At 72.2% G+C, this 26669-nt stretch carries 24 protein-coding genes; 7 read left to right on the top strand and 17 right to left on the bottom strand.

All coding sequences use genetic code 11. From position 1 onward, the window contains the following. Positions 1–66: 66 nt before the first annotated feature. The gene (locus tag ACQPXS_RS26305; RefSeq protein WP_351550636.1) at positions 67–2592 is read right to left on the bottom strand and encodes an ATP-dependent Clp protease ATP-binding subunit; all 2526 of its coding nucleotides are present in this window, start codon (positions 2590–2592) and stop codon (positions 67–69) included. Between the two features lie 430 nt (positions 2593–3022). Between ACQPXS_RS26305 and ACQPXS_RS26300 the strand changes: the two genes are divergently transcribed. Beyond that, positions 3023–3682, top strand: a complete 660-nt coding sequence (locus tag ACQPXS_RS26300) for an SCO3374 family protein (RefSeq protein WP_433451722.1) — start codon at positions 3023–3025, stop codon at positions 3680–3682. Here ACQPXS_RS26300 and ACQPXS_RS26295 read toward each other — a convergent pair. From ACQPXS_RS26295 to ACQPXS_RS26250, 10 genes are all read right to left on the bottom strand, one after another. After that, entirely contained in the window at positions 3661–3996 is a 336-nt protein-coding gene (locus ACQPXS_RS26295) for a histone-like nucleoid-structuring protein Lsr2 (protein ID WP_225097194.1), read from the bottom strand. The genes ACQPXS_RS26300 and ACQPXS_RS26295 overlap by 22 nt on opposite strands. A gap of 214 nt (positions 3997–4210) precedes the next feature. Next, positions 4211–4744: an amino-acid N-acetyltransferase gene (locus ACQPXS_RS26290; RefSeq protein WP_208899534.1), complete on the bottom strand. Its 534-nt coding sequence runs from the start codon at positions 4742–4744 to the stop codon at positions 4211–4213. 9 nt (positions 4745–4753) lie between these two features. Continuing rightward, a complete protein-coding gene (locus ACQPXS_RS26285) occupies positions 4754–5212 on the bottom strand; it encodes a BlaI/MecI/CopY family transcriptional regulator (RefSeq protein ID WP_433455950.1) in 459 nt (152 codons plus the stop codon). Positions 5213–5369: 157 nt separating this feature from the next. Then, positions 5370–5549, bottom strand: a complete 180-nt coding sequence (locus ACQPXS_RS26280) for a hypothetical protein (RefSeq protein ID WP_023547678.1) — start codon at positions 5547–5549, stop codon at positions 5370–5372. Positions 5550–5777: 228 nt separating this feature from the next. Continuing rightward, positions 5778–6449, bottom strand: coding sequence for a hypothetical protein (locus tag ACQPXS_RS26275; RefSeq protein ID WP_433455948.1), 672 nt, complete (start codon positions 6447–6449; stop codon positions 5778–5780). Positions 6450–6639: 190 nt separating this feature from the next. Beyond that, positions 6640–7437, bottom strand: a complete 798-nt coding sequence (locus tag ACQPXS_RS26270; protein WP_055708030.1) for a type III pantothenate kinase — start codon at positions 7435–7437, stop codon at positions 6640–6642. Positions 7438–7442: 5 nt separating this feature from the next. Next, positions 7443–8420, bottom strand: a complete 978-nt coding sequence (gene nadC / locus ACQPXS_RS26265; RefSeq protein WP_356299883.1) for a carboxylating nicotinate-nucleotide diphosphorylase — start codon at positions 8418–8420, stop codon at positions 7443–7445. Positions 8421–8449: 29 nt separating this feature from the next. Next, on the bottom strand, positions 8450–10159 hold the full coding sequence (locus tag ACQPXS_RS26260; RefSeq protein WP_433451721.1) for an L-aspartate oxidase: 1710 nt from the start codon (positions 10157–10159) through the stop codon (positions 8450–8452). Next, positions 10156–11148: a pantoate--beta-alanine ligase gene (gene panC / locus ACQPXS_RS26255; protein WP_433451720.1), complete on the bottom strand. Its 993-nt coding sequence runs from the start codon at positions 11146–11148 to the stop codon at positions 10156–10158. The genes ACQPXS_RS26260 and panC overlap by 4 nt, the downstream gene beginning before the upstream one ends. Continuing rightward, positions 11145–12125: a Rossmann-like and DUF2520 domain-containing protein gene (locus ACQPXS_RS26250; protein ID WP_433451719.1), complete on the bottom strand. Its 981-nt coding sequence runs from the start codon at positions 12123–12125 to the stop codon at positions 11145–11147. The genes panC and ACQPXS_RS26250 overlap by 4 nt, the downstream gene beginning before the upstream one ends. A 237-nt stretch (positions 12126–12362) precedes the next feature. Between ACQPXS_RS26250 and ACQPXS_RS26245 the strand changes: the two genes are divergently transcribed. Beyond that, entirely contained in the window at positions 12363–13574 is a 1212-nt protein-coding gene (locus ACQPXS_RS26245) for a threonine aldolase family protein (protein WP_433451718.1), read from the top strand. Between the two features lie 62 nt (positions 13575–13636). Here the strand turns inward: ACQPXS_RS26245 and ACQPXS_RS26240 are convergent, their stop codons facing one another. After that, complete coding sequence (locus tag ACQPXS_RS26240; protein ID WP_433451717.1) at positions 13637–13843, bottom strand: hypothetical protein; 207 nt, start codon at positions 13841–13843, stop codon at positions 13637–13639. A gap of 202 nt (positions 13844–14045) precedes the next feature. Between ACQPXS_RS26240 and ACQPXS_RS26235 the strand changes: the two genes are divergently transcribed. Beyond that, complete coding sequence (locus ACQPXS_RS26235; RefSeq protein WP_433451716.1) at positions 14046–15149, top strand: DUF5937 family protein; 1104 nt, start codon at positions 14046–14048, stop codon at positions 15147–15149. A 507-nt stretch (positions 15150–15656) separates the two neighbouring features. On the opposite strand, the gene ACQPXS_RS26230 is transcribed toward ACQPXS_RS26235, so the two are convergent. Both ACQPXS_RS26230 and ACQPXS_RS26225 read right to left on the bottom strand, forming a co-directional pair. Beyond that, entirely contained in the window at positions 15657–16328 is a 672-nt protein-coding gene (locus tag ACQPXS_RS26230) for a response regulator transcription factor (RefSeq protein ID WP_351622464.1), read from the bottom strand. A gap of 80 nt (positions 16329–16408) precedes the next feature. Beyond that, on the bottom strand, positions 16409–17614 hold the full coding sequence (locus tag ACQPXS_RS26225) for a sensor histidine kinase (protein ID WP_351811001.1): 1206 nt from the start codon (positions 17612–17614) through the stop codon (positions 16409–16411). Between the two features lie 118 nt (positions 17615–17732). Here ACQPXS_RS26225 and ACQPXS_RS26220 point away from each other — a divergent pair, with 118 nt between their 5' ends. Next, positions 17733–18881, top strand: a complete 1149-nt coding sequence (locus ACQPXS_RS26220) for an SAM-dependent methyltransferase (RefSeq protein WP_433451714.1) — start codon at positions 17733–17735, stop codon at positions 18879–18881. Between the two features lie 27 nt (positions 18882–18908). Here ACQPXS_RS26220 and ACQPXS_RS26215 read toward each other — a convergent pair whose 3' ends face one another. Next, positions 18909–20060, bottom strand: a complete 1152-nt coding sequence (locus ACQPXS_RS26215; RefSeq protein WP_433451712.1) for an NADH-quinone oxidoreductase subunit D — start codon at positions 20058–20060, stop codon at positions 18909–18911. Between the two features lie 31 nt (positions 20061–20091). Here ACQPXS_RS26215 and ACQPXS_RS26210 point away from each other — a divergent pair, with 31 nt between their 5' ends. After that, positions 20092–20595 (top strand): PH domain-containing protein, encoded by a 504-nt coding sequence (locus ACQPXS_RS26210; RefSeq protein ID WP_433451710.1) that lies wholly within the window; start codon positions 20092–20094, stop codon positions 20593–20595. Then, a complete protein-coding gene (locus ACQPXS_RS26205) occupies positions 20592–21923 on the top strand; it encodes a PH domain-containing protein (RefSeq protein WP_433451709.1) in 1332 nt (443 codons plus the stop codon). The genes ACQPXS_RS26210 and ACQPXS_RS26205 overlap by 4 nt, the downstream gene beginning before the upstream one ends. A 58-nt stretch (positions 21924–21981) precedes the next feature. On the opposite strand, the gene ACQPXS_RS26200 is transcribed toward ACQPXS_RS26205, so the two are convergent. Together ACQPXS_RS26200 and ACQPXS_RS26195 are read right to left on the bottom strand one after the other, a co-directional pair. Then, complete coding sequence (locus ACQPXS_RS26200; RefSeq protein WP_433451708.1) at positions 21982–23403, bottom strand: hypothetical protein; 1422 nt, start codon at positions 23401–23403, stop codon at positions 21982–21984. 95 nt (positions 23404–23498) lie between these two features. Beyond that, a complete protein-coding gene (locus ACQPXS_RS26195; protein WP_433451706.1) occupies positions 23499–24623 on the bottom strand; it encodes an alpha/beta hydrolase in 1125 nt (374 codons plus the stop codon). 227 nt (positions 24624–24850) lie between these two features. Here ACQPXS_RS26195 and ACQPXS_RS26190 point away from each other — a divergent pair, with 227 nt between their 5' ends. Next, positions 24851–26665: a phosphatidylglycerol lysyltransferase domain-containing protein gene (locus ACQPXS_RS26190; protein WP_433451705.1), complete on the top strand. Its 1815-nt coding sequence runs from the start codon at positions 24851–24853 to the stop codon at positions 26663–26665. The last annotated feature ends 4 nt before the right edge of the window (positions 26666–26669 follow it).

Raw genomic sequence — 26669 nt, 5'->3', positions numbered from 1 at the left:
GGGCATGGACAAGGGGCCGGTGCTGTGCAGCACCGGCCCCTTGCGTTCGGCCATCGAGCCGGAGGCTTACGCCTCCTTGCTCAGGTTCGGTCCGGCACCGCCGGCCGCCTGCTCGATCGGCGGGACGTCGGGCAGTGCCGACTTCTCCTCACCGCGGAAGGTGAAGGTCTGGGACTCGCCCTCGCCCTCGGTGTCCACGACCACGATGTGACCGGGACGCAGCTCGCCGAAGAGGATCTTCTCCGAGAGCGTGTCCTCGACCTCGCGCTGGATCGTGCGGCGCAGCGGACGCGCGCCCAGCACCGGGTCGTAACCCTTCTTGGCCAGCAGCTCCTTGGCGGACTGGGAGAGCTCGATGCCCATGTCCCGGTCCTTCAGGCGCTCGTCCACCTTGCTGATCATCAGGTCGACGATCCGCAGGATGTCCGACTGCGTCAGCTGCGGGAAGACGACCACGTCGTCGACGCGGTTGAGGAACTCGGGACGGAAGTGCTGCTTGAGCTCGTCCGACACCTTGTTCTTCATGCGCTCGTAGTTGGTCTTCGTGTCACCCGCGGCGGCGAAGCCCAGGTTGAAGCCCTTGGAGATGTCCCGGGTGCCGAGGTTGGTCGTCATGATGATGACCGTGTTCTTGAAGTCCACGACCCGGCCCTGGGAGTCGGTCAGACGACCGTCCTCCAGGATCTGCAGCAGCGAGTTGAAGATGTCCGGGTGGGCCTTCTCGACCTCGTCGAAGAGGACGACCGAGAACGGCTTGCGGCGCACCTTCTCCGTCAGCTGACCGCCCTCTTCGTAGCCCACGTAGCCGGGGGGCGAACCGAAGAGACGGGAGACCGTGTGCTTCTCGCTGAACTCCGACATGTCGAGGGAGATCAGCGCGTCCTCGTCACCGAAGAGGAACTCGGCGAGCGCCTTGGACAGCTCGGTCTTACCGACACCGGACGGGCCGGCGAAGATGAACGAACCACCCGGACGCTTCGGGTCCTTCAGACCGGCGCGCGTACGACGGATCGCCTTCGACAGCGCCTTGACGGCGTCGTTCTGGCCGATGACCCGCTTGTGGAGCTCGTCCTCCATGCGGAGCAGACGGGAGGACTCCTCCTCCGTGAGCTTGAACACCGGGATGCCCGTCGCCGTGGCGAGGACCTCGGCGATCAGCTCGCCGTCGACCTCGGCGACGACGTCCATGTCGCCGGCCTTCCACTCCTTCTCCCGCTTGGCCTTGGCGGCCAGGAGCTGCTTCTCCTTGTCGCGCAGGGAGGCGGCCTTCTCGAAGTCCTGCGAGTCGATCGCGGACTCCTTGTCCCGGCGGACGGCGGCGATCTTCTCGTCGAACTCGCGCAGGTCCGGCGGAGCGGTCATCCGGCGGATGCGCATCCGGGAACCGGCCTCGTCGATCAGGTCGATCGCCTTGTCCGGCAGGAAGCGGTCGGAGATGTACCGGTCGGCCAGGGTGGCGGCCTGGACCAGGGCCTCGTCGGTGATGGAGACGCGGTGGTGCGCCTCGTACCGGTCGCGGAGGCCCTTGAGGATCTCGATCGTGTGCGGCAGGGACGGCTCGGCGACCTGGATGGGCTGGAAGCGGCGCTCCAGGGCCGCGTCCTTCTCCAGGTGCTTGCGGTACTCGTCCAGGGTGGTCGCACCGATGGTCTGCAGCTCACCGCGGGCCAGCATCGGCTTCAGGATGGAAGCCGCGTCGATGGCGCCCTCGGCGGCACCCGCACCGACCAGCGTGTGCAGCTCGTCGATGAACAGGATGATGTCGCCGCGGGTGCGGATCTCCTTGAGCACCTTCTTCAGGCGCTCCTCGAAGTCACCGCGGTAGCGGGAGCCGGCGACCAGGGCGCCGAGGTCCAGCGTGTAGAGGTGCTTGTCCTTCAGCGTCTCGGGCACCTCGCCCTTGACGATGGCTTGGGCGAGGCCCTCGACGACGGCGGTCTTGCCGACGCCGGGCTCACCGATCAGCACCGGGTTGTTCTTGGTACGGCGGGACAGCACCTGCATGACCCGCTCGATCTCCTTCTCGCGCCCGATGACCGGGTCGAGCTTGGACTCACGAGCGGCCTGGGTGAGGTTCCGGCCGAACTGGTCCAGGACGAGGGAGGTCGAGGGGGTGCCCTCGGCCGGTCCGCCGGCGGCGGCGGTCTCCTTGCCCTGGTAACCGGAGAGCAGCTGGATGACCTGCTGCCGCACCCGGTTGAGGTCTGCGCCCAGCTTGACCAGGACCTGGGCGGCGACGCCCTCGCCCTCACGGATCAGGCCGAGCAGGATGTGCTCCGTGCCGATGTAGTTGTGGCCCAGCTGAAGAGCCTCGCGGAGCGACAGCTCCAGGACCTTCTTGGCACGGGGGGTGAAGGGGATGTGCCCGGACGGGGCCTGCTGGCCCTGGCCGATGATCTCCTCCACCTGCTGGCGGACCGCCTCAAGCGAAATGCCGAGGCTCTCCAGGGCCTTAGCGGCGACACCTTCGCCCTCGTGGATGAGACCCAGGAGGATGTGCTCGGTGCCGATGTAGTTGTGGTTGAGCATCCGGGCTTCTTCCTGAGCCAGGACGACAACCCGCCGCGCGCGGTCGGTGAACCTCTCGAACATCGTTAATCGCTCCTCAGAGCGGTCAGGCAGTGGGGGGAACTTCCCCTCCCTGTCCTTCCGCAGCTTAGTCCCGCAAGCGGGGACCGCTCATTCCAACTGCCGACACCGTCGATGGCCTCCTGACCGTGTGCGCCGACATCTGCTCCAACCCGATGGTGCGAGACGATGTTCCCGCAGGCCAGGCAGTTACCCCACTCGCCAGTACGCCGATGGCGAACGTGAGACGGCCCGCCCTGCGTGTCGCCCCCTCCCACTAGGCATGTCTTACCCGCTGGGACTGACACTCCATGCGGCGCGCACCGATTCCCTCCGCTATGGGCGAACAACCTTGCGCCTCCCCGCACCCCCGCGCGCCCCCGGTTTCTACACCCGGCGCAATCGATCTTGCACCCAGCGTAACTCGCGGGCCGCTTCGGCGGTTGCACTTGGCATGGTTGGCTCGGTCCCCACGGCCTCAACAGTCCCCCTTCCCCGTCGTCCCATGGATCCGGACGTGCCGGACACCGGTGATCTCCCGGACGGCCCGGATGCCCGGGCCCGCCACTGGTACGAGAACGATCTGGGCTGGGCGACAGTGCCCGGACGGCCGCTGCGGCTGCTCACCGGGGTGCGGTTCGACGTCCTGGACGTGCCGGCCGAGGCGGGCGCGGGGGCGCTCCGGCATCTCGCGCCGGGCTCTCCGGTGGCCCTTCGGGGCGATCGGATGGAGCTGCTGGTGGCCGTGGGCAGCGCGGAGGAGCTGCCGGGGCTGCTGGACTGGCTGGAGTGGAGCGCCGTGGCCCTCGACCTGCGGGTCCTGGGGGCGGGCGACGCGATGGACGCACCGGTCCCACCGGCGACCGGGTCAGAAGAGGCCGCGTGGGCCGGTTCCGCGCAGGGGGCCGCCGTATGGCTGCGGCCCCCTGGGCCTGGAGGCGAGGTCGAGGCCTCGCTGCCGGCGATGCCGGCCATGGGGCGCGAAGAGGGCGCCCCCGATCTCGTACGACTGCTGGACACGGTGGCAGCGCAGTGTCACCGGGTCCGGCTGCGGCGCCCGCGCGCGGGACTGCCGACCGCCTGCCGGCGGGATCAGCCGTTGGCCTTCTCGTAGGCCTCGCGAATGGACGCGGGAACGCGACCGCGGTCGTTGACCTCGTAGCCGTTCTCCTTCGCCCAGGCGCGGATCGCCGCGGTGTCCTGGTTGCCACCGGAAGCGGCACGCGCCTTTCCGCGTCCGCCCGACGCACGGCCACCGGTACGACGACCGCCCTTCACATAGGGCTCGAGAAGGCCGCGCAGCTTGTCCGCATTGGTGGTCGTGAGATCGATCTCGTAGGTCTTGCCGTCCAGCGCGAACGTCACGGTCTCGTCCGCCTCGCCGCCGTCGAGGTCGTCGACAAGAAGGACCTGAACCTTCTGTGCCACCGGATTTCCTTTCATCGATAACGTTGAGGGCCAGGGGTGTGCGGCGTCCGCCGTTTCGCCGCCCCTGTTATATGCAGTACTGCAGTACGTCGGAAAGCAAACCGCTTTTGCCGGAAAAACACAAACCCCTGGGAGAGCACCGGTAGAGGACCGACGGACCGCCTCCGTCCGGAAACATGCGCGTTTCGGACATAGGCCACCCGGGCAATGACGATCACAGATGCAGAAGCATCCGGCTGTTGCCCAAGGTGTTCGGTTTCACTCGTTCGAGACCCAGGAACTCCGCTACGCCCTCGTCATAGGAACGCAAGAGCTCCGCGTACACATCGGTGTCGACCGGTGTCTCTCCGATCTCCACGAAGCCGTGCTTCCCGAAGAAGTCCACTTCGAAGGTCAGGCAGAAAACCCGGCGAACGCCGAGCCAGCGCGCGGTCTGCAGCAACTTCTCCAGCAACTGATGCCCGACGCCGGCGCCCTTGAGGCCGGGCTTCACCGCGAGAGTGCGGACTTCCGCGAGGTCCTCCCACATGACGTGCAGCGCACCGCAGCCGACCACCTCGGCGTTGTCGTCGCGTTCCGCGACCCAGAACTCCTGGATGTCCTCGTAAAGCGTGACCGTGGCTTTGTCGAGCAGGATGCGGTCACGGGCGTAGGCGTCGAGGAGGCGGCGTACCGCCGGGACATCGCTGGTCCGGGCGCGCCGGACCGTGATGGCTTTTGCGGAGACTTCGGGGCGCTCTGCTGACATGAGCGGACGCTATCGCCCGTCCGCCTCCGGCGCCGAGCCGGGGTTCTCCTCTTCCCGGGCTTCGGGCGCTTCCCCTTCCGGGGCTTCCCGGGCTTCCTCTTGCGCGGCTTCCTGTTGCCGCGGTCCGGAGGCTTCCGGGGTTTCCGGCCCCTGGACGATGCGTACGGCGTCCCGGAGGGCCTGGCGCTGTTCCTCGCTCATCATCCCGAAGAAGGCGACGAGAGCGGCGGCCGGGTTGTCACTCTGCGACCAGGCGTCGTTCATGAGGGCGGCGGCGTACGCGGCTCGCGTCGAGACGGCCTCATATCGATAGGCCCGCCCTTCCGCCTCGCGGCGGACCCAGCCCTTCTGATGGAGATTGTCCAAAACGGTCATCACGGTGGTGTACGCGATGGAGCGTTCCTGCTGGAGATCTTCCAGGACTTCTCGAACGGTCACCGGGCGGTTCCACTTCCACACCCGCGTCATGACCGCGTCTTCGAGTTCTCCCAATGGGCGAGGCACACCTCAGAACAATAGTGGGAGATCCCGGCAATGGCGTGCCGGACGTGCACTAAGCCCATGAATGGGAACAAAAAGGGCACGTGGCTCGCCAGGCCACGAAGACAGGGCTCGGCGGGCAGCCTCAGGCGTCGCCGCCGGCGGAGGCCTGACGGGCGCTCTCCGCGCGCGCGAGGGCGGCGTCGACGGCCGCGTCCTCCTTGGCCTTGGCGGCCCCGCCCTGGGTCTTCACGATCACCCTGACCACACCGATGAAGAACACGGCCATCACGACCGGGGGCACGAGCGCGGAGACGTAGTCCATGCCCAACAGGGTAGCCACGGGCCGGCACCCGAAAGGTACGGGGTGCGCAAACCCCCCCACCCCCACCTCTCCACCTGCGCCTCCGTCACCCGGCCCGCAAGCCGCCGACGGCGGGTCCGCCGCACCGGGGCCGCCGCACCGGGACCGCCCGCACGCGGCCGCGGCAGCCGCACGGTGGTGCGGGCGGGCGAACGGGCAGAACGCGTCCGGCCGCAGCGCCGGGGTTGGTCAGCCGACGGCCAGTTCGCGGGTTTCGGCCGGGCTCGCCGGCGGCGTCGGCTTGCGGCGCGGGAAGACCTCGCCCGGCGTCGGAATGGGCCGCTTCGGGGCCGCAGGCTCCGCACCGGGCCGCTCCCCGGGCGTCGGCGCGGGTTTCGGCGCGGGCTTCTGCGGGGGCTTCTGGGCGGGCTTCTGCGGCCCTCCGGCGCCTTCCTGGGCCTCTGATGCCCAGGGCGTCCCCCCGCCGCCCGGAAGGGCCAGCAGACGGGTGCGGGAGTGCGGCACGGCGGGCGCCGGCACCTTGCGCGCGCCCTGCGCGAACCGGGCGCGTACGTCCTGCTCGGCCAGCGCCCGGCAACGGTCCAGCAGCGCGGCCGCCGCCGGGTTGCCGCGCAGCGCCCGCAGCGCGGCGAGATCGTCCGGCGTCGGCCGGTACCCGGCCGCCAGCACCTCCTCCAGGAGGGCGAGATAGCCGGCCGTGGCACCCGGCAGCGCCGCCCGGTACCGGCCGAGGTCGGCCACCAGGAAAGCGCGCAGTCTCGCCCCCTCGTGCAGCGCCTCGTCGAGCGACTCGGCGAGGCGGAAGCAGTCCTGGACGTCCTCGGCGGACGCTTGGTCGGGGTGAAGGGCGAGGGCGAGGGCGCGGCGGAGCACACGGAGCTCCTCCACGCCGAACGCCATGCCGCCGCGGGATCCGTATGGCGTGGGCATGCGGCGACGCTACCGCTAATCGGACAAAAGTGACGAATAGGGATGATCTTTTCGTCGCGTGTCGCTCCCGGTTTCCCCCGACCGGGGCTACGGCACGCACGCGTGGAACGGCAGAACCGGCGCCCCGACCGGGTGCCGGTCCCCTCGCACGCCGGTCACCTCACAGCCGCGACACATTCCGCTCGTACACCAGCCGCAACCCGATCAGCGTCAGCCACGGCTGGTGCTCGTCGATCACCGAGGACTCCCCCAGCACCATAGGCGCGAGCCCGCCCGTGGCGATCACCCGCACGTCGTCCGGGTCGTCGGCGAGCTCCCGCGCCATCCGGCTGACGACCCCGTCGACCTGCCCCGCGAAGCCGTACACGATGCCCGACTGCATGGCCTCGACCGTGTTCTTGCCGATCACGCTGCGCGGCCGGGCCACCTCGATCTTCCGCAGCTGGGCGCCCTTGACGCCGAGCGCCTCCACGGAGATCTCGATGCCGGGCGCGATGACCCCGCCGACGTACTCCCCGCGCGCGGAGACCGCGTCGAACGTGGTCGCCGTACCGAAGTCGACGACGATCGCCGGGCCGCCGTACAGCTCGACGGCCGCGACCGCGTTGATGATCCGGTCGGCGCCGACCTCCTTGGGGTTGTCGGTGAGGATCGGCACCCCCGTCTTCACGCCCGGCTCGACCAGGACGGCGGGGACGTCGCCGTAGTAACGCCGGGTGACCTCGCGCAGTTCGTGCAGCACCGACGGGACGGTCGCGCAGATCGCGATGCCGTCGATGCCGTCGCCCAGCTCCTCGCCGAGCAGCGGGTGCATGCCCATCAGGCCCTGGAGCAGCACCGCCAGCTCGTCCGCCGTGCGACGCGCGTCCGTGGAGATGCGCCAGTGCTCGACGATGTCCTCGCCGTCGAACAGGCCGAGGACGGTGTGCGTGTTGCCGACGTCGATCGTGAGGAGCATCGCGGTTACTCCGCCTCGCGCAGGTCGAGGCCGATGTCCAGGATCGGCGCGGAGTGGGTGAGCGCGCCGACGGCCAGGAAGTCCACGCCCGTGTCGGCGTACATGCGCGCCGTGTCGAGCGTCAGCCGGCCCGAAGCCTCCAGCAGGGCCCGGCCGTGGACGATCCCGACGGCCTCCGCGCACTCGTCGGGCGTGAAGTTGTCCAGAAGGATCAGGTCCGCGCCCGCCTCGACGACCTCGCGCAGCTGGTGCAGGGTGTCGACCTCGACCTCGATCGGCACCTCCGGGAACGCCTCCCGCACGGCCTTGAAGGCCTGCGCGACGCCACCGGCGGCGACCACGTGGTTGTCCTTCACCAGGGCCGCGTCGGACAGCGACATGCGGTGGTTGACACCACCGCCGCAGCGGACGGCGAACTTCTCCAGCGAGCGCAGGCCCGGGGTCGTCTTGCGGGTATCCCGCACGCGCGTCTTGGTGCCCTCCAGGACGTCCGCCCACGCGCGCGTGGCGGTCGCGATGCCGGACAGCCGGCACAGGATGTTCAGCGCGCTGCGCTCGGCCGTCAGCAGGTCACGCGTGCGCGTGGTGACCGACAGCAGCTTCTGCCCGGCCTCGACGCGGTCGCCGTCCTCGACGTGCCGCTCGACCTCGAACTCGTCCGTGCAGACCACGGACAGCACGGCCTCGGCGACCCTCAGCCCCGCCACGACGCCGGCCTCGCGCGCAGCGAAGTCGCCCGTGGCGGTGGCGTCCTCGGGGATGGTCGAGACGGTCGTCACGTCCACGCCGCCGTCCAGGTCCTCCTGGATGGCGACATTGGCGATGTCCTCGACCTCTACGGGATCGAGCCCGGCGGCGGCCAGCAACTCGGCGAGCGCGGGGTCGAGCCCGCTCTCCAGGTACTCCTCGTCGCCCTCGGCGCCGCAGGCGCAGCCGTCGCCGCAGCCACCTGTGGGGGCGAGGGGAAGGTCGTCGGTGCTCACGTCTGTCACTGCTCCTGAGGCGCTGGGTGTTACCGGGTCGGGGGGAAGTCTGCGGTGTCGGTCGTGTGCACGGCCAGCGACCGGTCGGGGTTCAGCCGTACGACGATGTGGCGCCGCCAGTGGGTGTCGTCGCGCTCGGCGCGGTCCTCGCGCCAGTGGCAGCCGCGGGTCTCCTCGCGCAGCCGCGCGGCGGCCACCAGGACGCGGGCGACGCACAGGAGGTTGGTGGCCTCCCACGTGTCGACGCCGGGCTCGGCGGTCTTGCCGTTCTCCTCGAGGGCGTCGCGGGCGTCCGTGTGCAGCCGGTGCAGCTCCTCGGCGGCCTTGGCGAGCGAGTCCTCGGAGCGCAGCACGCCGGCGCCCTCGGTCATGACCCGCTGGATGGCGAACCGGGTCTCGGGGGCGAGCAGCGGGTGCGCGGGCGTCTCGGGGTGCGGGACCGGTACGGGCACACGCGCGTGGAGGCCGTGCTCCGCTCGCACGGCGGCGATGTCGGCGGCGATCCGCTCGGCGTAGACGAGGCCTTCGAGGAGGCTGTTGGAGGCGAGCCGGTTGGCGCCGTGCACGCCGGTGCAGGCGACCTCGCCGCACGCGTACAGGCCGGGCACCGTCGTACGGCCCCGGGCGTCGGTGCGCACGCCACCGGAGGCGTAGTGGGCGGCCGGGGCGATCGGGATGGGCTCGGTGACCGGGTCGATGCCGTTGGCGCGGCAGGCGGCCAGGATCGTCGGGAAGCGGTGCTCCCAGGTCTCGGCGCCGAAGTGCCGGGCGTCGAGGTACATGTGCTCGGCGCCCTGCTCCAGCATCCGCCGCAGGATGCCCTTGGCGACGATGTCCCGGGGCGCCAGCTCGGCCAGCTCGTGCTGACCGACCATGAAGCGCACCCCGTCGGCGTCGACCAGGTGGGCGCCCTCGCCGCGCACCGCCTCGGAAACCAGTGGCTGCTGGCCCTCGGCGTCCGGGCCGAGGAACAGCACGGTCGGGTGGAACTGCACGAACTCCAGGTCGCTGACCTCGGCGCCCGCGCGCAGCGCCAGCGCCACGCCGTCGCCGGTCGACACCGACGGGTTGGTGGTCGCGGAGAACACCTGGCCCATGCCCCCGGTCGCGAGCACCACCGCGGGCGCGTGCACGGCGCCCACGCCGTCGTGCTGGCCCTCGCCCATCACGTGCAGCGTGACGCCCGCCGTACGGCCCTCGGCGTCGGTCAGCAGGTCCAGCACGAGCGCGTTCTCGATGGTGTGCAGCCCACGCGCGCGTACGGCCTCCACGAGCGCCCGGGAGACCTCCGCGCCGGTCGCGTCGCCGCCCGCGTGCGCGATCCGGCGCCGGTGGTGCCCGCCCTCACGGGTGAGGGCCAGACCGCCTTCGGAGGACTCGTCGAAGATGGCGCCGGTGTCGATGAGCCGCCGTACCGCGTCGGGGCCCTCGGTGACGAGGATCCGTACGGCCTCCTCGTCGCACAGGCCGGCGCCGGCCACCAGGGTGTCGTCCAGGTGCTGCTCGGGCGTGTCACCCTCGCCGAGCGCGGCGGCGATGCCGCCCTGCGCCCACCGCGTGGAGCCGTCGTCCAGGCGGGCCTTGGTGACGACGACCGTCGTCAGGCCCGCGGCCTGGCAGCGCAGGGCCGCGGTCAGGCCTGCCACGCCGGAGCCGACGACGACCACGTCCGCGGAGATCGCCCAGCCGGGGGCGGGCGCGTGCAGTCGTATGCCGGTGCTGGTGCCTGTGCTGGTCACGAGGCGGCTCCAAAGGTCAAAGGAAGGTTGTCGATCAGCCGGGTGGTGCCGACCCGGGCGGCGACGGCCAGGACGGCCTCGCCGGTGAAGTCGTCGCCGATCTCGGTGAAGTCGGACGGGTCCACGAGCGCCAGGTAGTCCAGTTCGAGCGGCGGGACGAGCCGGGCGGCCTCGTCCAGCACCTGGCGGGCGGCCGCGCGGACGGCCGCCGGGCCGCCGGGGGACGCCGTGGCGACCGCGTGTGCGTCGGCGGCCGCGCGGGACTCCCCGAGGGCGCTCAGCGCCTCGGCACGCGCCTGCGTGGAGGGCACTTCGCGGGCACGCGCGCGCAGCGCCTCCTGTGCCGCATGCCGGTCCCGGCCCGCGAACAGCGCGCGGGACAGCGCGAGCGCGCTGCGGCGCTCGTCCGGCGAGAGGTAGCGGTTACGGCTCGACAGGGCGAGCCCGTCCTCCTCGCGCACGGTGGGCACGCCGACGATGTCGACGCCGAAGTTCAGGTCCCGCACCATGCGCCGGATCAGGGCCAGCTGCTGGGCGTCCTTCTGGCCGTAGAGGGCCACGTCGGGACGGGTGAGGTGGAGCAGCTTGGCGACGACGGTGAGCATGCCGTCGAAGTGGCCGGGCCGCGAGGCGCCCTCCAGGCGTTCGCCCATGGGGCCGGCGGTGATCCGGACCTGGGGGTCGCCGCCGGGGTAGACCTCGTCCACGGCGGGTGCGAACACCGCGTCCGCACCGGCCTGACCGGCGATCTTCAGGTCGGCGTCGAGGGTGCGCGGGTAGCGGTCCAGGTCCTCGCCGGCGCCGAACTGCAGCGGGTTGACGAAGACGGTGACGACGACCTCGCCGTCCGGCCCGGCGATCTCCCGCGCGGTGCGGATCAGGGTGGCGTGACCGTCGTGCAGGGCGCCCATGGTCATCACGACGGCGCGGCGGCCGCAGCGCACGCGCGCGTGGAGCTCGGCGGCGGTGCTCAGCAGGGCGGTGGTCATCGGTCGTTCCCCTCGGTGCCGTGAGTGCCGTTCGTGCCGCCACCGTTCGGGCCGCCGGTGCCGTTCGTCCCGTCGGCACCGTCGGCCAGGACGCCGAGCAGGTCCTCGGCGAGTTCGGGCTTCAGCAGGCCGTGCGCGAGCGCCCGGTCGGCGGTCGCGCGGGCCATCGCGACATAGCCCGCGACGGTCTGCGGGGCGTGGCTGCGCAGCTCGGTGATGTGCGCGGCGACCGTGCCGGCGTCGCCGCGCGCGACGGGGCCGGTGAGGGCCGCGTCGCCGGAGCGCAGCGCGTTGTCGAGGGCGGCGCCGAGCAGCGGGCCGAGCATCCGGTCGGGCGCCTCGACGCCCGCGGTGCGCAGCAGCTCCATGGACTGGGCGACCAGGGTCACCAGGTGGTTGGCGCCGAGCGCGAGGGCCGCGTGGTAAAGCGGGCGGTTCTGCTCGCTGATCCACTCGGGCTCGCCGCCCATCTCGATGACCAGGGCCTGGGCGGCCAGCCGCAGCTCCTCGGGCGCGGTGACGCCGAACGAGCAGCCGGCGAGGCGCTGCACGTCCACGGGAGTGCCCGTGAAGGTCATCGCGGGGTGCAGGGCCATCGGCAGCGCGCCCGCGCGCAGGGCCGGGTCGAGGACCCGTGCGCCGTACCGGCCGGAGGTGTGCACGAGCAGCTGCCCGGGCCGCACGGCGCCGGTCTCGGCGAGGCCGGTGACCAGTCCGGGCAGGACGTCGTCGGGGACGGTGAGCAGCACCAGGTCGGCGCGCTGCAGGACCTCGGCGGGCGGCACCAGCGGTACGTCCGGGAGCATGGTCTCGGCGCGCCGCCGGGAGGCGTCGGAGACGCCGGAGACGGCCACCGGGCGATGCCCGGCGAGCTGCAGGGACGCGGCGAGCGCGGGACCCACGCGGCCGGCGCCGACGACGCCGACGGTGAGCCGCGCGGGGCGGTCCTTGAGGTCTTGCTGGTGGACTGTACTCACGCGACGGAGCCTTCCCGTTCCAGTCCGCTCTGGGTACCGGACGATTTCTCGTCATGTTAACGCTATCTCGGTCCGGAGCCGATTGGTTGTCCACAGGCTGTGGGTTACGCCACGTGTACGCCCCGCAGTCGCGTGTCCACCCGCGCCCCGGGCCGCGCCTCGGCCCGCGCGCGTCACGGCATCGGCGTGCGCCGAAACCGGCTGCCCGCCCCGACCCCCGCGGGGCATGATCCGTACATGACTGATACGGCGGAACCGGACGAAGAGCGGCACGACGAAGAGCGGCAGGACGAAGAGCGGCAGGCGGAGCAGTCCGGGCAGGAGCGCATGCGCGAGCGCCGCCGGGTCGCCTTCGCGAAAGCGGAGCGCGTGCTGTGGCGTCCCGGCTTCCGGCGCACGATCCGGGAGCGGCTGGCAGACCTCCAGCAGGCGGCACCCGAGGTGTACGACCTGGACAAGCCCGTGGACCAGTACGGCAACGAGATCGTGGCGGACCTGGAGGAACGGGTCGCGACCCTGCTCGGCACCGAGGCCGCCGCGTTCTTCCCGACCGGCACGATGGCCCAGCAGGTCGCCCTGCGCTGCTGGGCGGGCCGCACCGGCAACCGCGCGGTCGCCCTGCACGCCCTGGCCCACCCGGAAGTGCACGAACGGCACGCGTTCAGCGAGGTCAGCGGGTTGCGTCCGGTGCGCGTGACCAGCGAGCCCCGGCTGCCCACCGCCGCCGAGGTACGGGACTTCGACGAGCCCTTCGGCGCGCTGATGCTGGAGCTGCCCCTCCGGGACGCCGGTTTCGTGCTGCCCACCTGGGAGGAGCTGACCGAGGTAGTCGAGGCCGCGCGGGAGCGTGACGCGGTGGTGCACTTCGACGGCGCGCGCCTGTGGGAGTGCACGGTCCACTTCGGCCGGCCCCTGCAGGAGATCGCGGGCCTGGCGGACAGCGTCTACGTGTCGTTCTACAAGTCCCTCGACGGCTTCGGCGGCGCCGCGCTGGCCGGCCCGAGGACGCTGGTGGAGGAGGCGAAGGCGTGGCGGCACCGGTACGGCGGCATGGTCTTCCAGCAGTTCCCCACCGCGCTGTCGGCGCTCTCCGGGCTGGAGCGCGAGCTGCCCCGGCTGCCGGACTATGTGCGGCACGCGCGCGTGGTCGCCGCCGCGCTGCGCGAGGGTTTCGCCGCGGCAGGGGTCCCGTGGTCGCGCGTCCACCCCGAGGAACCGCACACCCACGACTTCCAGGTCTGGCTGCCGTACGACCCCCACGTCCTGATGGAGGCGGCGGTACGCCAGGCCGAGGAGACCGGGACGTTCCTCTTCGCCGGTCCCTGGGACCCCGGCGCGCCGGGGGTGTCCTTGACCGAGGTCTCCGTGCGCTCGCCGGGCCTGGAGTGGACGGCGGACGACGTGCGCGCGGCCGTCGCGGACTTCGCGCGCCGGCTTCCCGGGGTGTAGCCCGCCGCGCACGACGCGGCGGGCAGGGGGAGCGTGCACGGCGCGGCGGACCACGCGCGCCGCTACAGCGCGCGCGGGCGCAGCCATCGGCGCAGGGCGTACCGCACACGCCCCCGCGCCGGACGCTCGGCGATGACCGCCTGGAAGCGCCGGTAGTCGCGCAGTTCGCGCACCAGGTCGGCGTCGTGCCGACCGGGGGCGGGCGGCTCCGGTTCACCGAGCGCGCGGGCGCGGTGACTGTCCAGGAAGTGCTGCTGGGTGACGCTCATGGCGGATCGCCTTCTCGGAGGTGCTCGGGACTCTCGGGTCAAGGTCTGGTCACCGACCGCTCGGTGAGCTCGGTGACCGTTCGGGCTCCGCGGCTGCCCCGGTTCCTCCAGCCTGCTCCCGGCCGGGGCGGCTGTCCCGTGGATTGACGGCTGCCGTCAATCCACGGCGGCGGTGTCAGTGGCCGGGTGCACGATGGAGGGCATGAGCGTGACCATCGACATCACCGGACTGCCACTGGAGCGGGTCTCCGTCGTGCCCTCTCCGCTGGCGGAACTGGGGATGGCCCTGCACGCCCTCAGCGAGCCCGGCCACCACCCCGGCCTGCAGGGCTGGGCCACCGCCGTCTCCTCCCGGCTGGACCCCTGCCTGGCCGACCGGCTCTGCGAGGCCGACTTCCTGTGGCGCACGACGTTCTCGGACGTCTTCGCCCCGTTCGCGGGCATCCCCGGTGGCCGTGCGGTCCCCGGCGCCACCCTCGCCGAGGAACTGGACCAGCTGGACAAGCTGACGGACGACCAGTTCGTCACCGCGGCCCTGGAGTTCACGTGCCAGTTGCGTTACGACGTCCAGGAACCCGGCCCGTTGGAGGACCCGGAGCTGCGCCGCCGCTCCCTGGAACTGGCCGCCGCGCGCGGTGCCGTGCAGGAGCGGTTCACGCGCCGGCTGCTGGATGATCCGCCGGCCGTCCGCGCGTGGTTCCGGGAGTTGATGCTGGACTGCGACGAGGCGTTCTTCGCCGACACCTGGGCCCGTCTCCAGCCCCAGCTCGCCGCCGACGCCCGGCACAAGACCGAACTGCTGCGCCGCAAGGGCCTGGGTGCAGCCCTCACGGCACTCTCCGGGGCCGTCTCGCTGGACGAGGAGGCCGCGCTCATCACGGTCGACAAACTCCTGGTGGGCCGCACCGCGACCGGCGACGGCGGCCTGGTCCTCGTCCCGACCAGCCTCGGCCGGCCGCATCTGATGGTCCTGCACCGGTACGGCTGGCAGCCCTCGATCACCTACCCGGCGAGCGGCTCCCGCCCGCAGGCCCCGTCCGTCGAACAGCTCACCCGCCGCTTGGAGGCGCTGGCCCACCCGGTGCGGATGCGGCTGTGCCGGCATCTGGCGCGGGCCCCGCACACCACGAGCGAACTGGCCGACGCGCACGGCATGTCGGCGCCCGAGATATCCCGGCACCTGGCGGTGCTGAAGAAGGCGGGCCTGATCACCAACTGCCGCCGGGGCCGGTACGTCCAGCACCAGCTGGACCTGACGGCGGTGGCCCGCCTGGGCACCGACTTCATCGAGGGCGTCCTGCGCTGACGCACCTCGCTGCAGCGGGCGCCGACCGTGTCCGCGCGGCCTGCGCTGACGTCCGAGCCGGAGCGGAGCTCAGCCCACGGCCGCTGCGGTCGAGGGCTGACGCCCGTCATCGGCCCTGGCTCAGCCACGAGATCTTGGACCGGCATCCATCGTCGCTGCAGGCTCGGCCACGGCCGGCCGCGGCATCCTGGGCCGCTATCCGCCCTCGGGCCGGATTGGGCAGTGCCGTGGCCGCAGAGGCAGGCAGCAGGGCTGGTCCCCACCGCGGCAGCGACACGGCAGGGCCGACGCCCGCGACCGGGGCCGGTCCCAGCCATGGCCGCAGGAGTCCGCACGAACAACCGCCACCCAGGGCCGCTCCAGTCGTGACCGCGACAGGCCCCGGCCGGCAGACGCCCCCCGGGGCCGGTCCAAACCGCGGCCATGACACGTCCGCGCTGACGGCTGCGAAGCGGCCGGTCATCGCCGTGCCGGGCGCGGGCTGCACCGAGGGCCCCGCGGCGGCCGTCAGCCGTGGCCGCCCGCGCGTACCAGTCCCGTCTCGTAGGCGAGCACCACGACCTGCACTCGGTCGCGCAGACCGAGCTTGGTCAGGATGCGGCCCACGTGCGTCTTCACCGTGGCCTCGCTGAGCACCAGCCGGGCCGCGATCTCGCCGTTGGACAGGCCCTGCGCGACCAGCACCATCACCTCGCGCTCCCGGTCGGTGAGCCGCTCCAGCTCCTTGTGCTGCGGCTCCTTGCCGGTGGACGGGAGCATGGGTGCGAAGCGGTCCAGGAGGCGCCGGGTGGTGGAGGGGGCCACGACCGCGTCACCGCTGTGCACGGCCCGGATCGCGCCCAGCAGGTCGCCGGGCGGCACGTCCTTGAGCATGAAGCCGGAGGCGCCCGCCTTCAGCCCGGAGAAGGCGTATTCGTCCAGGTCGAAGGTGGTCAGGATCAGCACCTTGGGCGGATCGGGCTCCGCGCAGATCCGCCGGGTGGCCTCCACGCCGTCCAGCTTGGGCATACGGACGTCCATCAGGACGACGTCGACGGGCGTGGACCGCAGCACCTGCAGGGCCTCGACGCCGTCGCCCGCCTCCGCCACGACCTCCATGTCCGGCTGGGCGGCGAGCACCATCCGGAACCCGGTGCGCAGCAGCACCTGGTCGTCGACGAGCATCACACGGATCGTCATCGGGCCTCTTTCGGTCGGGGCGGTGGTTGTTGCCTCAGGGCGAGGGTGTTACAGGTGTCAACGGGGGGCGTGCGGCCGCGTCAGTGCGCCGGTTTGAGTGGGAGCAGGGCGCTGATGCGGAATCCTCCGCCCGGGCGCGGGCCCGCGTCCAGGGTGCCGCCGACCATGCCGACCCGTTCACGCATACCGATCAGGCCGTGCCCCCGCCCGTCGGCGCCACCCTCCTCGTACAGCTCATGCGGCGCGCCCTTGCCGTCGTCCTCGACGAGCAGGCCGAGCCCGTCGTCGAAGTAGACCAGCCGGACGCTCGCGCCCGCGTTGGGCCCGCCGTGCTTGCGGGTGTTGGTGAGCGCCTCCTGCACGATCCGGTACGCGGTCAGCTCCACGCCGCTCGGCAGCGGACGCGGGGTGCCCTCGACCTTGAAGTCGACGGGAAGGCCGGAGCTGCGGCACTGCTCGATCAGCTCGTCGATCTGCTCGACGTCCGGCTGCGGGACGTACTCACCGCTCTCCTGGTGCTCCCCGGTGCGCAGCACGCCCAGCAGGCGGCGCATCTCGGCGAGGGCCTGCCGGCCGGTGGAGGAGATCGTCTCCAGGGCCTTCTTGGCCTGGTCGGGGGCGGTGTCGAGGACATAGGCGGCGCCGTCGGCCTGCACCACCATCACCGACACGTTGTGCGCCACGACATCGTGCAGCTCACGCGCGATACGGGCGCGCTCGGCGGCCACCGCGACCTTCGACTGCGCCTCGCGCTCCTTCTCCAGACGGGCCGCGCGCTCCTCCAGCTGGGCGAAGTACGCGCGCCGGGTGCGCATGGAGTCGCCGAGCACCCAGGCGAGCGCGAAGGGCACCGTCTGGAACACGACTATCGCGATCTGCCCCAGAAAGCTGGTGTGCTCGTTCGGCCAGCGGATCTGCGCGAGGGCCGCCGCGACGAGACTGGCGGCGAGCGCGAGCCGGGAGGCCCAGCGCGCGCCGATCATCGCCACCGTGTAGGTGATCACCAGCATGGCGAAGTCGGCGACGGTCGTCTCGACGTCCAGCACCAGTTGGGCCAGACCCGTCGCGAGGGCGACCAGCAGCATCGGCTCGGGGAACCGGCGGCGCAGCGCGACGACGACGCACAGGACGGCGGACACGGCCATGCCCCCGGCGAGCGTCATGTGGTGACCGGGCACCCCGTGGAGATTGACCACGCTCAGACCGGACAGCCCGAGCAGGACGACGGCCCAGAAGGTGTCGACCCAGGTCGGGTGGCGGCGGAGGAAGTCGTAGAGGCGCTGCACGTAACCCAGAGTAGGGAAACCAGATGCATGCAGGGGTCAACCGGAGGGCCGATCCGCACCCGGCGCGCGTACTCCGCAAGGTGGAGGAAGTGATCATCTGTGCGCCTAGTCTGTTCCGGTGACGGATGGGACGGCACGGGAAGCGGAACGGCGCCCCGGCGACGGAGACGGCCTGCGCGGCTGGCGTACGGCGACCGAGGCGGCGCTGTACGGGCCCGGCGGCTTCTATCGCCGCCCGGAGGGCCCGGCCGGCCACTTCCGTACGTCCGTGCACGCATCCCCGCTGTTCGCACGTGCCGTGGCCCGGCTGCTGTGCCGGGTCGACGAGGCGCTGGGGCGGCCCTCGGTACTGGACTTCGTCGACATGGGCGCCGGGCGCGGCGAACTGGTCACCGGGGTGCTGGCCGCCCTTCCGGCCGACGTGGCCGCACGCGCGCGTGGATACGCCGTGGAGCTCGCCGGCCGCCCGGCCGGACTGGACGAACGGATCGTCTGGCTGGACGCGCCCCCGGCCACCGTCACGGGCCTGCTGTTCGCCAACGAGTGGCTGGACAACGTACCCGTGGACGTGGCCGAGGTCGACTCCGCGGGCGTGGCCCGGCTGGTGCTCGTCGCCGACGACGGCACCGAGCGGCTCGGGGAGCCGGTGACCGGCGCGGAGGCGGACTGGCTCGCCCGATGGTGGCCACTGCCGGCCGAGGAGGGGCTGCGCGCGGAGATCGGGCTGCCCCGGGACCTGGCGTGGGCGTCGGTGGTGGACCGGGTGGTGCGCGGTCTCGCAGTGACCGTGGACTACGCGCACACCGCCGGGACGCGCCCCCCGTTCGGAACGCTCACCGGCTTCCGGGAAGGGCGCGAGACGGCGCCCGTGCCGGACGGGTCGTGCGACATCACGGCGCACGTCGCACTGGACGCGTGCGCGGCGGCCGTCACGGCGCGCACGACCTCGGGCACGCCCTCGGAAACGGCGCGCACTTCCTCAGACGCGGCGCATGATCCGGAGCGCATGCCGTCGAGCGCGGCGCAGGCGCCCCCCGGAACAGCGCGCACGCTGCCCCCCGCGCACCTCCTCACGCAGCGCGCCGCTCTCCACTGCCTGGACATCACCGGCGCACGCCCCCCGCTCGCACTGGCCTCCACGGATCCCACGGCCTATGTACGCGCCCTCACGAGCGCCGGGGAGGCCGCCGAACTCACCGCCCCGGGCGGTCTCGGCGACTTCGGCTGGCTGGTCCAGCCGGTTGGGATTCCGGACCCGCTCGCCTGAGCCGGCCGCCCGCTGCCCGCTGCCGGACTACTTGTCGATGTCGCCGACCACGAAGAACATCGAGCCCAGGATCGCCACCATGTCCGCCACCAGCGTCCCCGGCAGCAGCTCGGTCAGCGCCTGGATGTTGTTGTACGAGGCAGAGCGCAGCTTCAGCCGGTACGGCGTCTTCTCGCCCTTGCTGACCAGGTAGTAGCCGTTGATGCCGAGCGGGTTCTCGGTCCACGCGTACGTGTGCCCCTCGGGCGCCTTCAGCACCTTGGGCAGCCGCTGGTTGATCGGCCCGGGCGGCAGCTCGGCGAGCCGGTCCAGGCAGGCGTCGGCGAGGTCGAGCGCGACGTGGGTCTGCTCCAGCAGGACCTCGAAGCGGGCGAGGCAGTCGCCCTCGGTCCGGGTGACGACCTTCAGGGTGTCCTGGAGGTCGCCGTACGCCAGGTACGGCTCGTCGCGGCGCAGGTCGAAGTCGACGCCCGAGGCGCGCGCGATGGGTCCGCTCACGCCGTAGGCGTGCACGGTCTGCGGCGTCAGCGCGCCCACTCCGCGTGTGCGCCCCCGGAAGATCTCGTTGCCGAGCACCAGGTCGTCGAAGACGTCCATGCGCGAGCGCACGTCGGCGACGGCGGCACGCGCGCGTGCGGTCCACCCGGCCGGCAGGTCCTCCTTGAGGCCGCCGACGCGGTTGAACATGTAGTGCATGCGTCCGCCGGAAACCTCCTCCATGACGTTCTGGAGCACCTCGCGCTCCCGGAACGCATAGAACACCGGGGTGATGCCGCCCAGCTCCAGCGGGTAGGAACCGAGGAACATCAGGTGGTTCAGCACCCGGTTCAGCTCGGCGAGCAGCGTGCGCGTCCACACCGCCCGCTCGGGCACCTCCATGCCGAGCATCCGCTCCACGGCGAGGACCACGCCCAGCTCGTTCGAGAACGCCGACAGCCAGTCGTGGCGGTTGGCGAGCACGATGATCTGGCGGTAGTCGCGCGCCTCGAAGAGTTTCTCGGCGCCGCGGTGCATATAGCCGATCACCGGCTCCGCGCGCACGATGCGCTCCCCGTCCAGCACGAGCCTGAGCCGCAGCACGCCGTGCGTGGACGGGTGCTGGGGCCCGATGTTGAGCACCATGTCGGTGCTTTCCGCGGCGCCACCGATCCCGACCGTGGTCTCCGTCGTAGGAGTCATGGCCCCAGTTTCCCCTACGTACGCTGGGCCCATGGAAACGGGGAGCCCGGAGGAGACCGGGACACCGGGGGCCGAGCTGGAGTGGCGGGGGCTGCAGCCCGCTCTGATGCGGGTGCGCCGGCTGCTCGTGGTGGTGTGGACGGCGGTGCTCGCGGTCGCCACCGGGCTACTGCCGGGCCTGCTCGTGGGGCCCGCGTGGGCCGCCGTCGCGCTGCTGCCCGTGGCCGGCGCCGCGTGGTGCTGGCGGCTGGTGGGGCGCAACTGGCACTCGTGGCGGTACGCCGAGCGCGCGGACGACCTGCTGATCAGCCGCGGCGTCCTGTGGCGCGAGGAGACGGTGGTGCCGTACGGGCGGATGCAGCTGGTGGAGGTCACCTCCGGGCCCATCGAGCGGCGCTTCGGACTGGCGACCGTGCAGCTGCACACGGCGGCCGCCGCGACCGACGCCACCATCCCCGGCCTGGACCCGGCCGAGGCGGAACGGCTGCGCGACCGGCTCATCGAGCTGGGCGAGGCCCGATCGGCGGGCCTGTGACGACCTCGGACCACGACGGGGAGATACCGGCGCCCGTGCCGGTGACCGAGCGCCGGCTGCACCCGGTCACGCCGTTCCGCCGGGCGTGGGCGCCGATCGCCGTACTCGCCGGTTGGGCGGTGCACGACCCGAACGGGACGCAGGAGCAGCTGGCGCGGTTGACCGGCACGGCGCTGCTGCTGGGGCTCGCGGTGCTGGTGCCGGTGGCCGGCCTCTACGGCTTCCTGTCCTGGTGGTTCACGCACTTCGCGGTGACCGAAAGCGAACTGCGCATCCGCACCGGCCTGTTGTTCCGGCGCACCGCGCACATCCGGCTGGAGCGCATCCAGGCCGTGGACGTCTCCCGTCCCCTCCTCGCGCGCGTGGCGGGCGTCGCCAAGCTGCGGATCGACGTCGTAGGCGCCGACGACAAGGACGAGCTGGCCTTCCTCGGCGAGCAGGAGGCGCGCGCCCTGCGCGCGGAGCTGCTGGCGCGCGCGGCGGGTTTCGCGCCCGAGACGGCACGTGAGGTCGGTGAGGCGCCGGCGCGCGAGCTGCTGCGCGTGCCCCCGCGCGCGCTCGCGCTCTCCCTGGTGCTGACGGGCGCCACCTGGGGCTCGCTGTGCGCCGCGCTCGTCGTGCCGACCGTGCTGTGGCTGGCCACCCACAACCTGTGGACGGTACTCGCGACCGCCCTGCCGCTGTTCGGCGCGGCTGGCGCGAGCAGCGCGGGACGGTTCGCCGGCGAGTTCGACTGGAAGGTCGGCGAGTCGCCGGACGGGCTGCGCATCGACCACGGACTGCTCGACCGTACGCACGAGACGGTCCCGCCCGGCCGGGTGCAGACTGTGCGGATCGTGGAGCCGCTGCTGTGGCGGCGGCTCGGCTGGGTGCGGGTGGAACTGGACGTGGCCGGCTCCGCCAACTCGGTGCTGGTACCGGTCGCCCCGCGCCCGGTCGCCGAGTCGGTCGTCGCGCGCGTACTCCCCGGTGTGACGGTGCCTCAGGAGCTTTCCCGGCCACCGCGGCGGGCCCGCTGGTGCGTGCCGGTGTGGTGGCGCGGCCACCGTCTCGCGGTCACCGGCGCGGTGTTCGCCACCCGGCACGGGCTGCTGCGGCGCCGGCTCTCGCTGGTCCCGCACGCCAAGGTGCAGAGCGTGCGGCTGAGCCAGGGGCCCTGGCAGCGCCTGTGGCGGCTCGCCGAGGTCCATGTGGACACGGGGGCCGACAAGACCGTGACGGCCCGTCTGCGGGACGCCGGGGAGGCCGCGCGGCTGCTGCACGCCCAGGCGGAACGGTCCCGTACGGGCCGCCGGGACGCCCGCCCCGACCGCTGGATGACCGGATGACACCGGGCCCGGCTCCCCTCGTGGGGAGCCGGGCCCGGTGCCGGTGCCTGATGCGGTCTCAGGACGCCGCGGTGCGCAGCCCCTGGATGTCGATCTGCTCGGTCTCGTCGTGCGCGGTCAGGTCGATGACCTGGCCGACGCCGTCCGACTGTGCGTGGGCGTCCTTGAACTCGGCCTCGGCCTCGGCCTTGTGCACGGCGAGGACCTCCTGGCCGACGACGTCGGCGAGATCCTCGTTCTGCACGGAGTCCAGCGCGGCCTTCGGTGCGCCCTTCTGGGTGCCGAAGAAGTCGAAACCGCCCTCGACCACCGGGCGCCGCGCGGGCGCGGCCGGTACGACGGCCACGGCGGTCGGCACCGTGAAGTGCCCGGCGGGCGGCCGGCTCATGGGCTGGGCGGACTCGGCCGGTGCCATCGGGGCGGCGGCCGCGCGCGCGTGCCCGTCGGCCGCCATGGGCTTCCCCTGCGCCTCGTCCTCCTGGCCGGCCGGCGCGCCGGCCTCGCTCGCGAAGGCACCGGCGCCGTGCGTCACGCCTTCCGCCGAGTCTTCCCCGGCGCCTTCCACAGCGCCTTCCGTCTGCGCGGCGGAGTCGGCCCCGCCCGCGTCGGCCTTGCGGACATCGGCCTTGCCCGGCGGCACGGTGCCCGCGTCGGACCTGGCCTCGTCGGCGTCGGGCGCCCCCGCCTCGGGGGCCGCCGCCTTCGGAGCCGTGTCGTCGGAAGCCGCCGCCTCGGAAGCCACGGGCTCGGCCGTGTCCGCAAAAGCCGCGGCGTCCGCCTCGGAGTCGTCCGAAGCCTCACCGTCGAACCGGGCCAGGGCCGTCAGCGCCTGCCCGTACAGCTTCGCGCCCTCGGGCGAGAACACCGCGAACGCCGTCGGCTCGTCCCCGGAGTCCGTCCCGGCCTCGGCGGGCTCGGCGGACTCCTCGGCCGCCTTCACCTCGGCCGAATCCGGCTCCCGCTCCGGCTTCGGTTCGTCCTCGGCGCGGCGGGCGGGCGGCAGCGCGGGCGAGGGCGAGGGCACGGCCGCCTCGATCTCCAGCAGCCGGCGTCCCTCCAGGGCGCTCGCGCGCTCGGTCTCGGCCGTGGCGTACCGGCGCAGCAGGGCCGCGTGCTCGTTGCGCAGGCCGGCCAGCTCCGCGCGCTTGGCGCGCAGCCGCTGTTCCAGCTTCGTGCGCAGCTCGCGCGACTCCTCCAGGTCGGTCTCCAGTTCGGCGAGCCGTTCCTCGAACCGCCACTCGTCGCTGGCACGCGCGCGTGTCAGGTCGGCGACCTGCTTGCCCGCGTGGATGTCCCAGCGGCGCATCACGAAGGCGCCCACGACCGCGGTGGCCGCGGCGGCCCCGGCCAGTGCGCGCAACAGCGTGGCCTCGGAGAACACCCAGGGACCCAGCGCGCAGACGACGGAGACCCCGGCGATCGCCGACGGGGGCAACAGCCGGTGCAGAGGTGGTGAATGGCGGTGGCGTCCACGTGGCATGGCCAGAAACTTACCGCGCGTAGGCGAATCGCGGACCCCCGCCCCGTAAAAACACGGCCACATCACGGGCTTCACCGGATGTCGGGCGCAGGGGATCAGTGCGCGACCAGCCGCGTGCTGATCCACTGGAGCGTCCCCGGGATCTCCCGCCGCCAGGTGTTGAAGTTGTGCCCGCCGCTCGGAAGGATGATCGACGAAATCCTGGTCACGTTAGTGTCCTGCACGTTCTTGATGAACCTGAGCGTGTCCCTGTAGTTGTGCTCACCGATCCTGCTCGTGGTGACGAGCAGCGAGGTCTCGGGCGCGGGCAGATGCCTGAGCACCCAGAAGAGATCGGCTCGATTCTGCAGGTTCCTGTCGCCGCGGAAGAGATCACCGGTGGTGGGGTCGACCGGCGCCTTGTAGTACGGCGACAGACCGGCAGCGGCCGCGTACGCCCTCGGGTAGTGCATGGCGATCTTCAGCGCGCAGTAGCCGCCGGTCGAGTCACCGATGATGCCCCAGCTGGCGGGCGTCCCGTCGACCCGGTAGTGGGCCATCACGGAGTCCCGCAGATCCTTGGCGAAAAACGTTTCCGTCTGCGGGCCGCCGGGGACGTCCACGCATTCCGTGTCCCGGGGCGGCGCCACGGCCGGCCGCATCATGACCAGGATCATCGGCTGCATCTTCCCCGCCTTGGCCAACTGCTGTGCCGTAGTCGGGTAGTGCAGCTTGGTCACCAGGGCCTGCGCCGTACCGGGATAGCCCGTGAGGACGACGGAGACCGGGAACTTGTGCGTGCGGTTCTGCGGCTGGAAGTACTCCGGGGGGAGGTAGACGAACGCCGGTGCCGCGATGTGGGTCGTACGGCCGAGGATGTCCACCTTCTGGATCTGCCCCGCCACTTGCGGCCGCGCGCTGTTCGTCCCCACGACCCGGGACGTGGAGACCACCTGGATCGGGCCGCTGCTGCCGCCCGCTATGTGGTCGACGACGACGCCCTGACCCGTCTCCCGGCCGAACAGGTCCGCCCAGCTGGCGTAGAACCCGAAGGCCTGGTTGGCGGCGAGGCCCACCGAGGCGAAGAGCGCCAACTGGGTGGTGAGCAGCAGGCCGACCCGCCCGCTGACGGCCCGCCAGCTGCGCCGGGCCAGCCGCGGCCACAGCCACACCGTGCCGGCGAACAGCAGCACGGCGAGGACGATCGCCAGCATCAGCACTTTGTTGCTCGTGAGACCCATGGGCTGCTTCCTGCCTGCGCTCTCCGCCCGGCGCCCTCCCACGCTTCGTCGCGAGGGCTTGCCCGGGACTTTTCTTGGCCTTTGACCCGACTTTCCGGTGGGGAGTGAACCTCTCTCCCCAAGACACCGTCCTAGAGGGCGCAATGTCGCCGGATGCCCGATCGGGCCCGGGTTCAAGGTCTCTCGCAGAACTACGGGATGCGATGTCTGTCAGGATAGATGGGGAAATGTCGGGCGGGGTTCCGAGCCGATCAAGCCGGGCGCGGCGCATACTGCGTGGCCCGCGTCCCGAGGCCGCCCCAGTTCTCGTCGGCAGGGCGGCGGCCCTCGTGGGCGTCCTGGACATTGCCGGGGGCGTGTTCCCGCGCTTCCGTCACAGCCGTATGCACGCCATCGCCGAGGTGCTGCCGGGCTCGTTCGGGCCCTTCGCGGCCGCGCTCTCGCTGAGCGCCGGCGTGCTGTTGCTGCTGCTCGCGCACGGGCTCAAACGGCGCAAGCGCCGGGCGTGGCGTGCCGCGGTCGCGCTGCTGCCGGCGGGCGCGGCGGCGCAGTTCGCGTACCGGCACTCGGTCATCGGCGTGCTCATCGCGGTGGCACTGCTCGTGCCGCTGCTGATCCACCGCGACGAGTTCGCGGCACTGCCCGACCCGCGCAGCAGGTGGCGGGCGCTCGCGAACTTCATCCTCATGAGCGCCAGTTCCCTCGTCCTCGGACTCGTCATCGTCAGCGTCCACCCGCACCGGACGATCGGCGACCCGAGCCTGGCCGACCGGCTGACGCACGTGGTCTACGGCCTGTTCGGCTTCGAGGGCCCGGTCGACTACCAGGGCAACACATCCTGGACCGTCGCCTTCTCCCTCGGCGCCCTCGGCTGGATCACCGCCGTCACCACCATCTACCTGGCCTTCCGCCCCGAGCACCCGGCCGCCCGCCTCACCGAGGAGGACGAGTCCCGGCTGCGGGCCCTGCTGGAGAAGCACGGCCGGCGCGACTCGCTCGGCCACTTCGCGCTGCGCCGCGACAAGGCGGTGGTCTTCTCCCCCAGCGGCAAGGCCGCGGTCACCTACCGCGTCGTCTCCGGTGTGATGCTCGCCAGCGGTGACCCCATCGGCGACGTCGAGGCCTGGCCCGGCGCCATCGAGCGCTTCATGGACGAGGCCAAGGCACATTCCTGGACGCCCGCCGTCATGGGCTGCTCGGAGACGGGCGGCGAGGTGTGGACCCGGGAGACCGGCCTGGACGCCCTGGAACTGGGCGACGAGGCGGTGGTGGACGTCGCGGATTTCTCGCTCGCCGGACGCGCGATGCGCAACGTGCGGCAAATGGTCAAGCGCATCGAGCGAGCCGGCTACGAAACCCGGGTACGGCGCATCCGTGACCTCGGCGACGCCGAACTGGAGCGCATCCGCCGGGCGGCGGAGGACTGGCGCGGCACCGACACCGAACGCGGCTTCTCCATGGCGCTCGGCCGCGTCGGCGACGCCGCCGACGGCGACTGCCTGATCGCCACCGCCCACAAGCAGGACGACGAGCCGGGCCAGTACGGCGATCTGAAGGCCGTCCTGCACTTCGTGCCCTGGGGCGAGGACGGCGTCTCGCTGGACCTGATGCGCCGCGACCGCAGCGCCGACCCCGGCATGAACGAGCTGCTGATCGTGGCCGCCCTCCAGGCCGCGCCGAAGTTCGGCATCACCCGGATCTCGCTGAACTTCGCGATGTTCCGCTCCGCCCTCGCGCGCGGCGAGAAGATCGGCGCCGGGCCGGTACTGCGCGCCTGGCGGGGTCTGCTGGTCTTCCTCTCGCGCTGGTTCCAGATCGAGTCGCTGTACAAGTTCAACGCCAAGTTCCAGCCGCGCTGGGAACCCCGCTTCGTCGTCTACCGGAACACCGCCGACCTGCCCCGCATCGGTTTCGCCGCCATGCAGGCGGAGGGCTTCGTCAACCTCGCCCTGCCGCTCCCGCGCTTCCTGCGCCGGCGCTCGGCGGCCGCCGAGCGCCCCTGCGCGCACGTCATGGCGGAACGGGACGTCCGCGCGGCCTGAGCGC

Origin of the sequence: Streptomyces sp. CA-142005, assembly GCF_050942335.1 — a bacterium.
Lineage (GTDB): Bacteria > Actinomycetota > Actinomycetes > Streptomycetales > Streptomycetaceae > Streptomyces.
The sequence above is the reverse complement of the archived record's forward strand: the minus strand, read 5'-3'. Positions and strand labels throughout refer to the sequence as shown.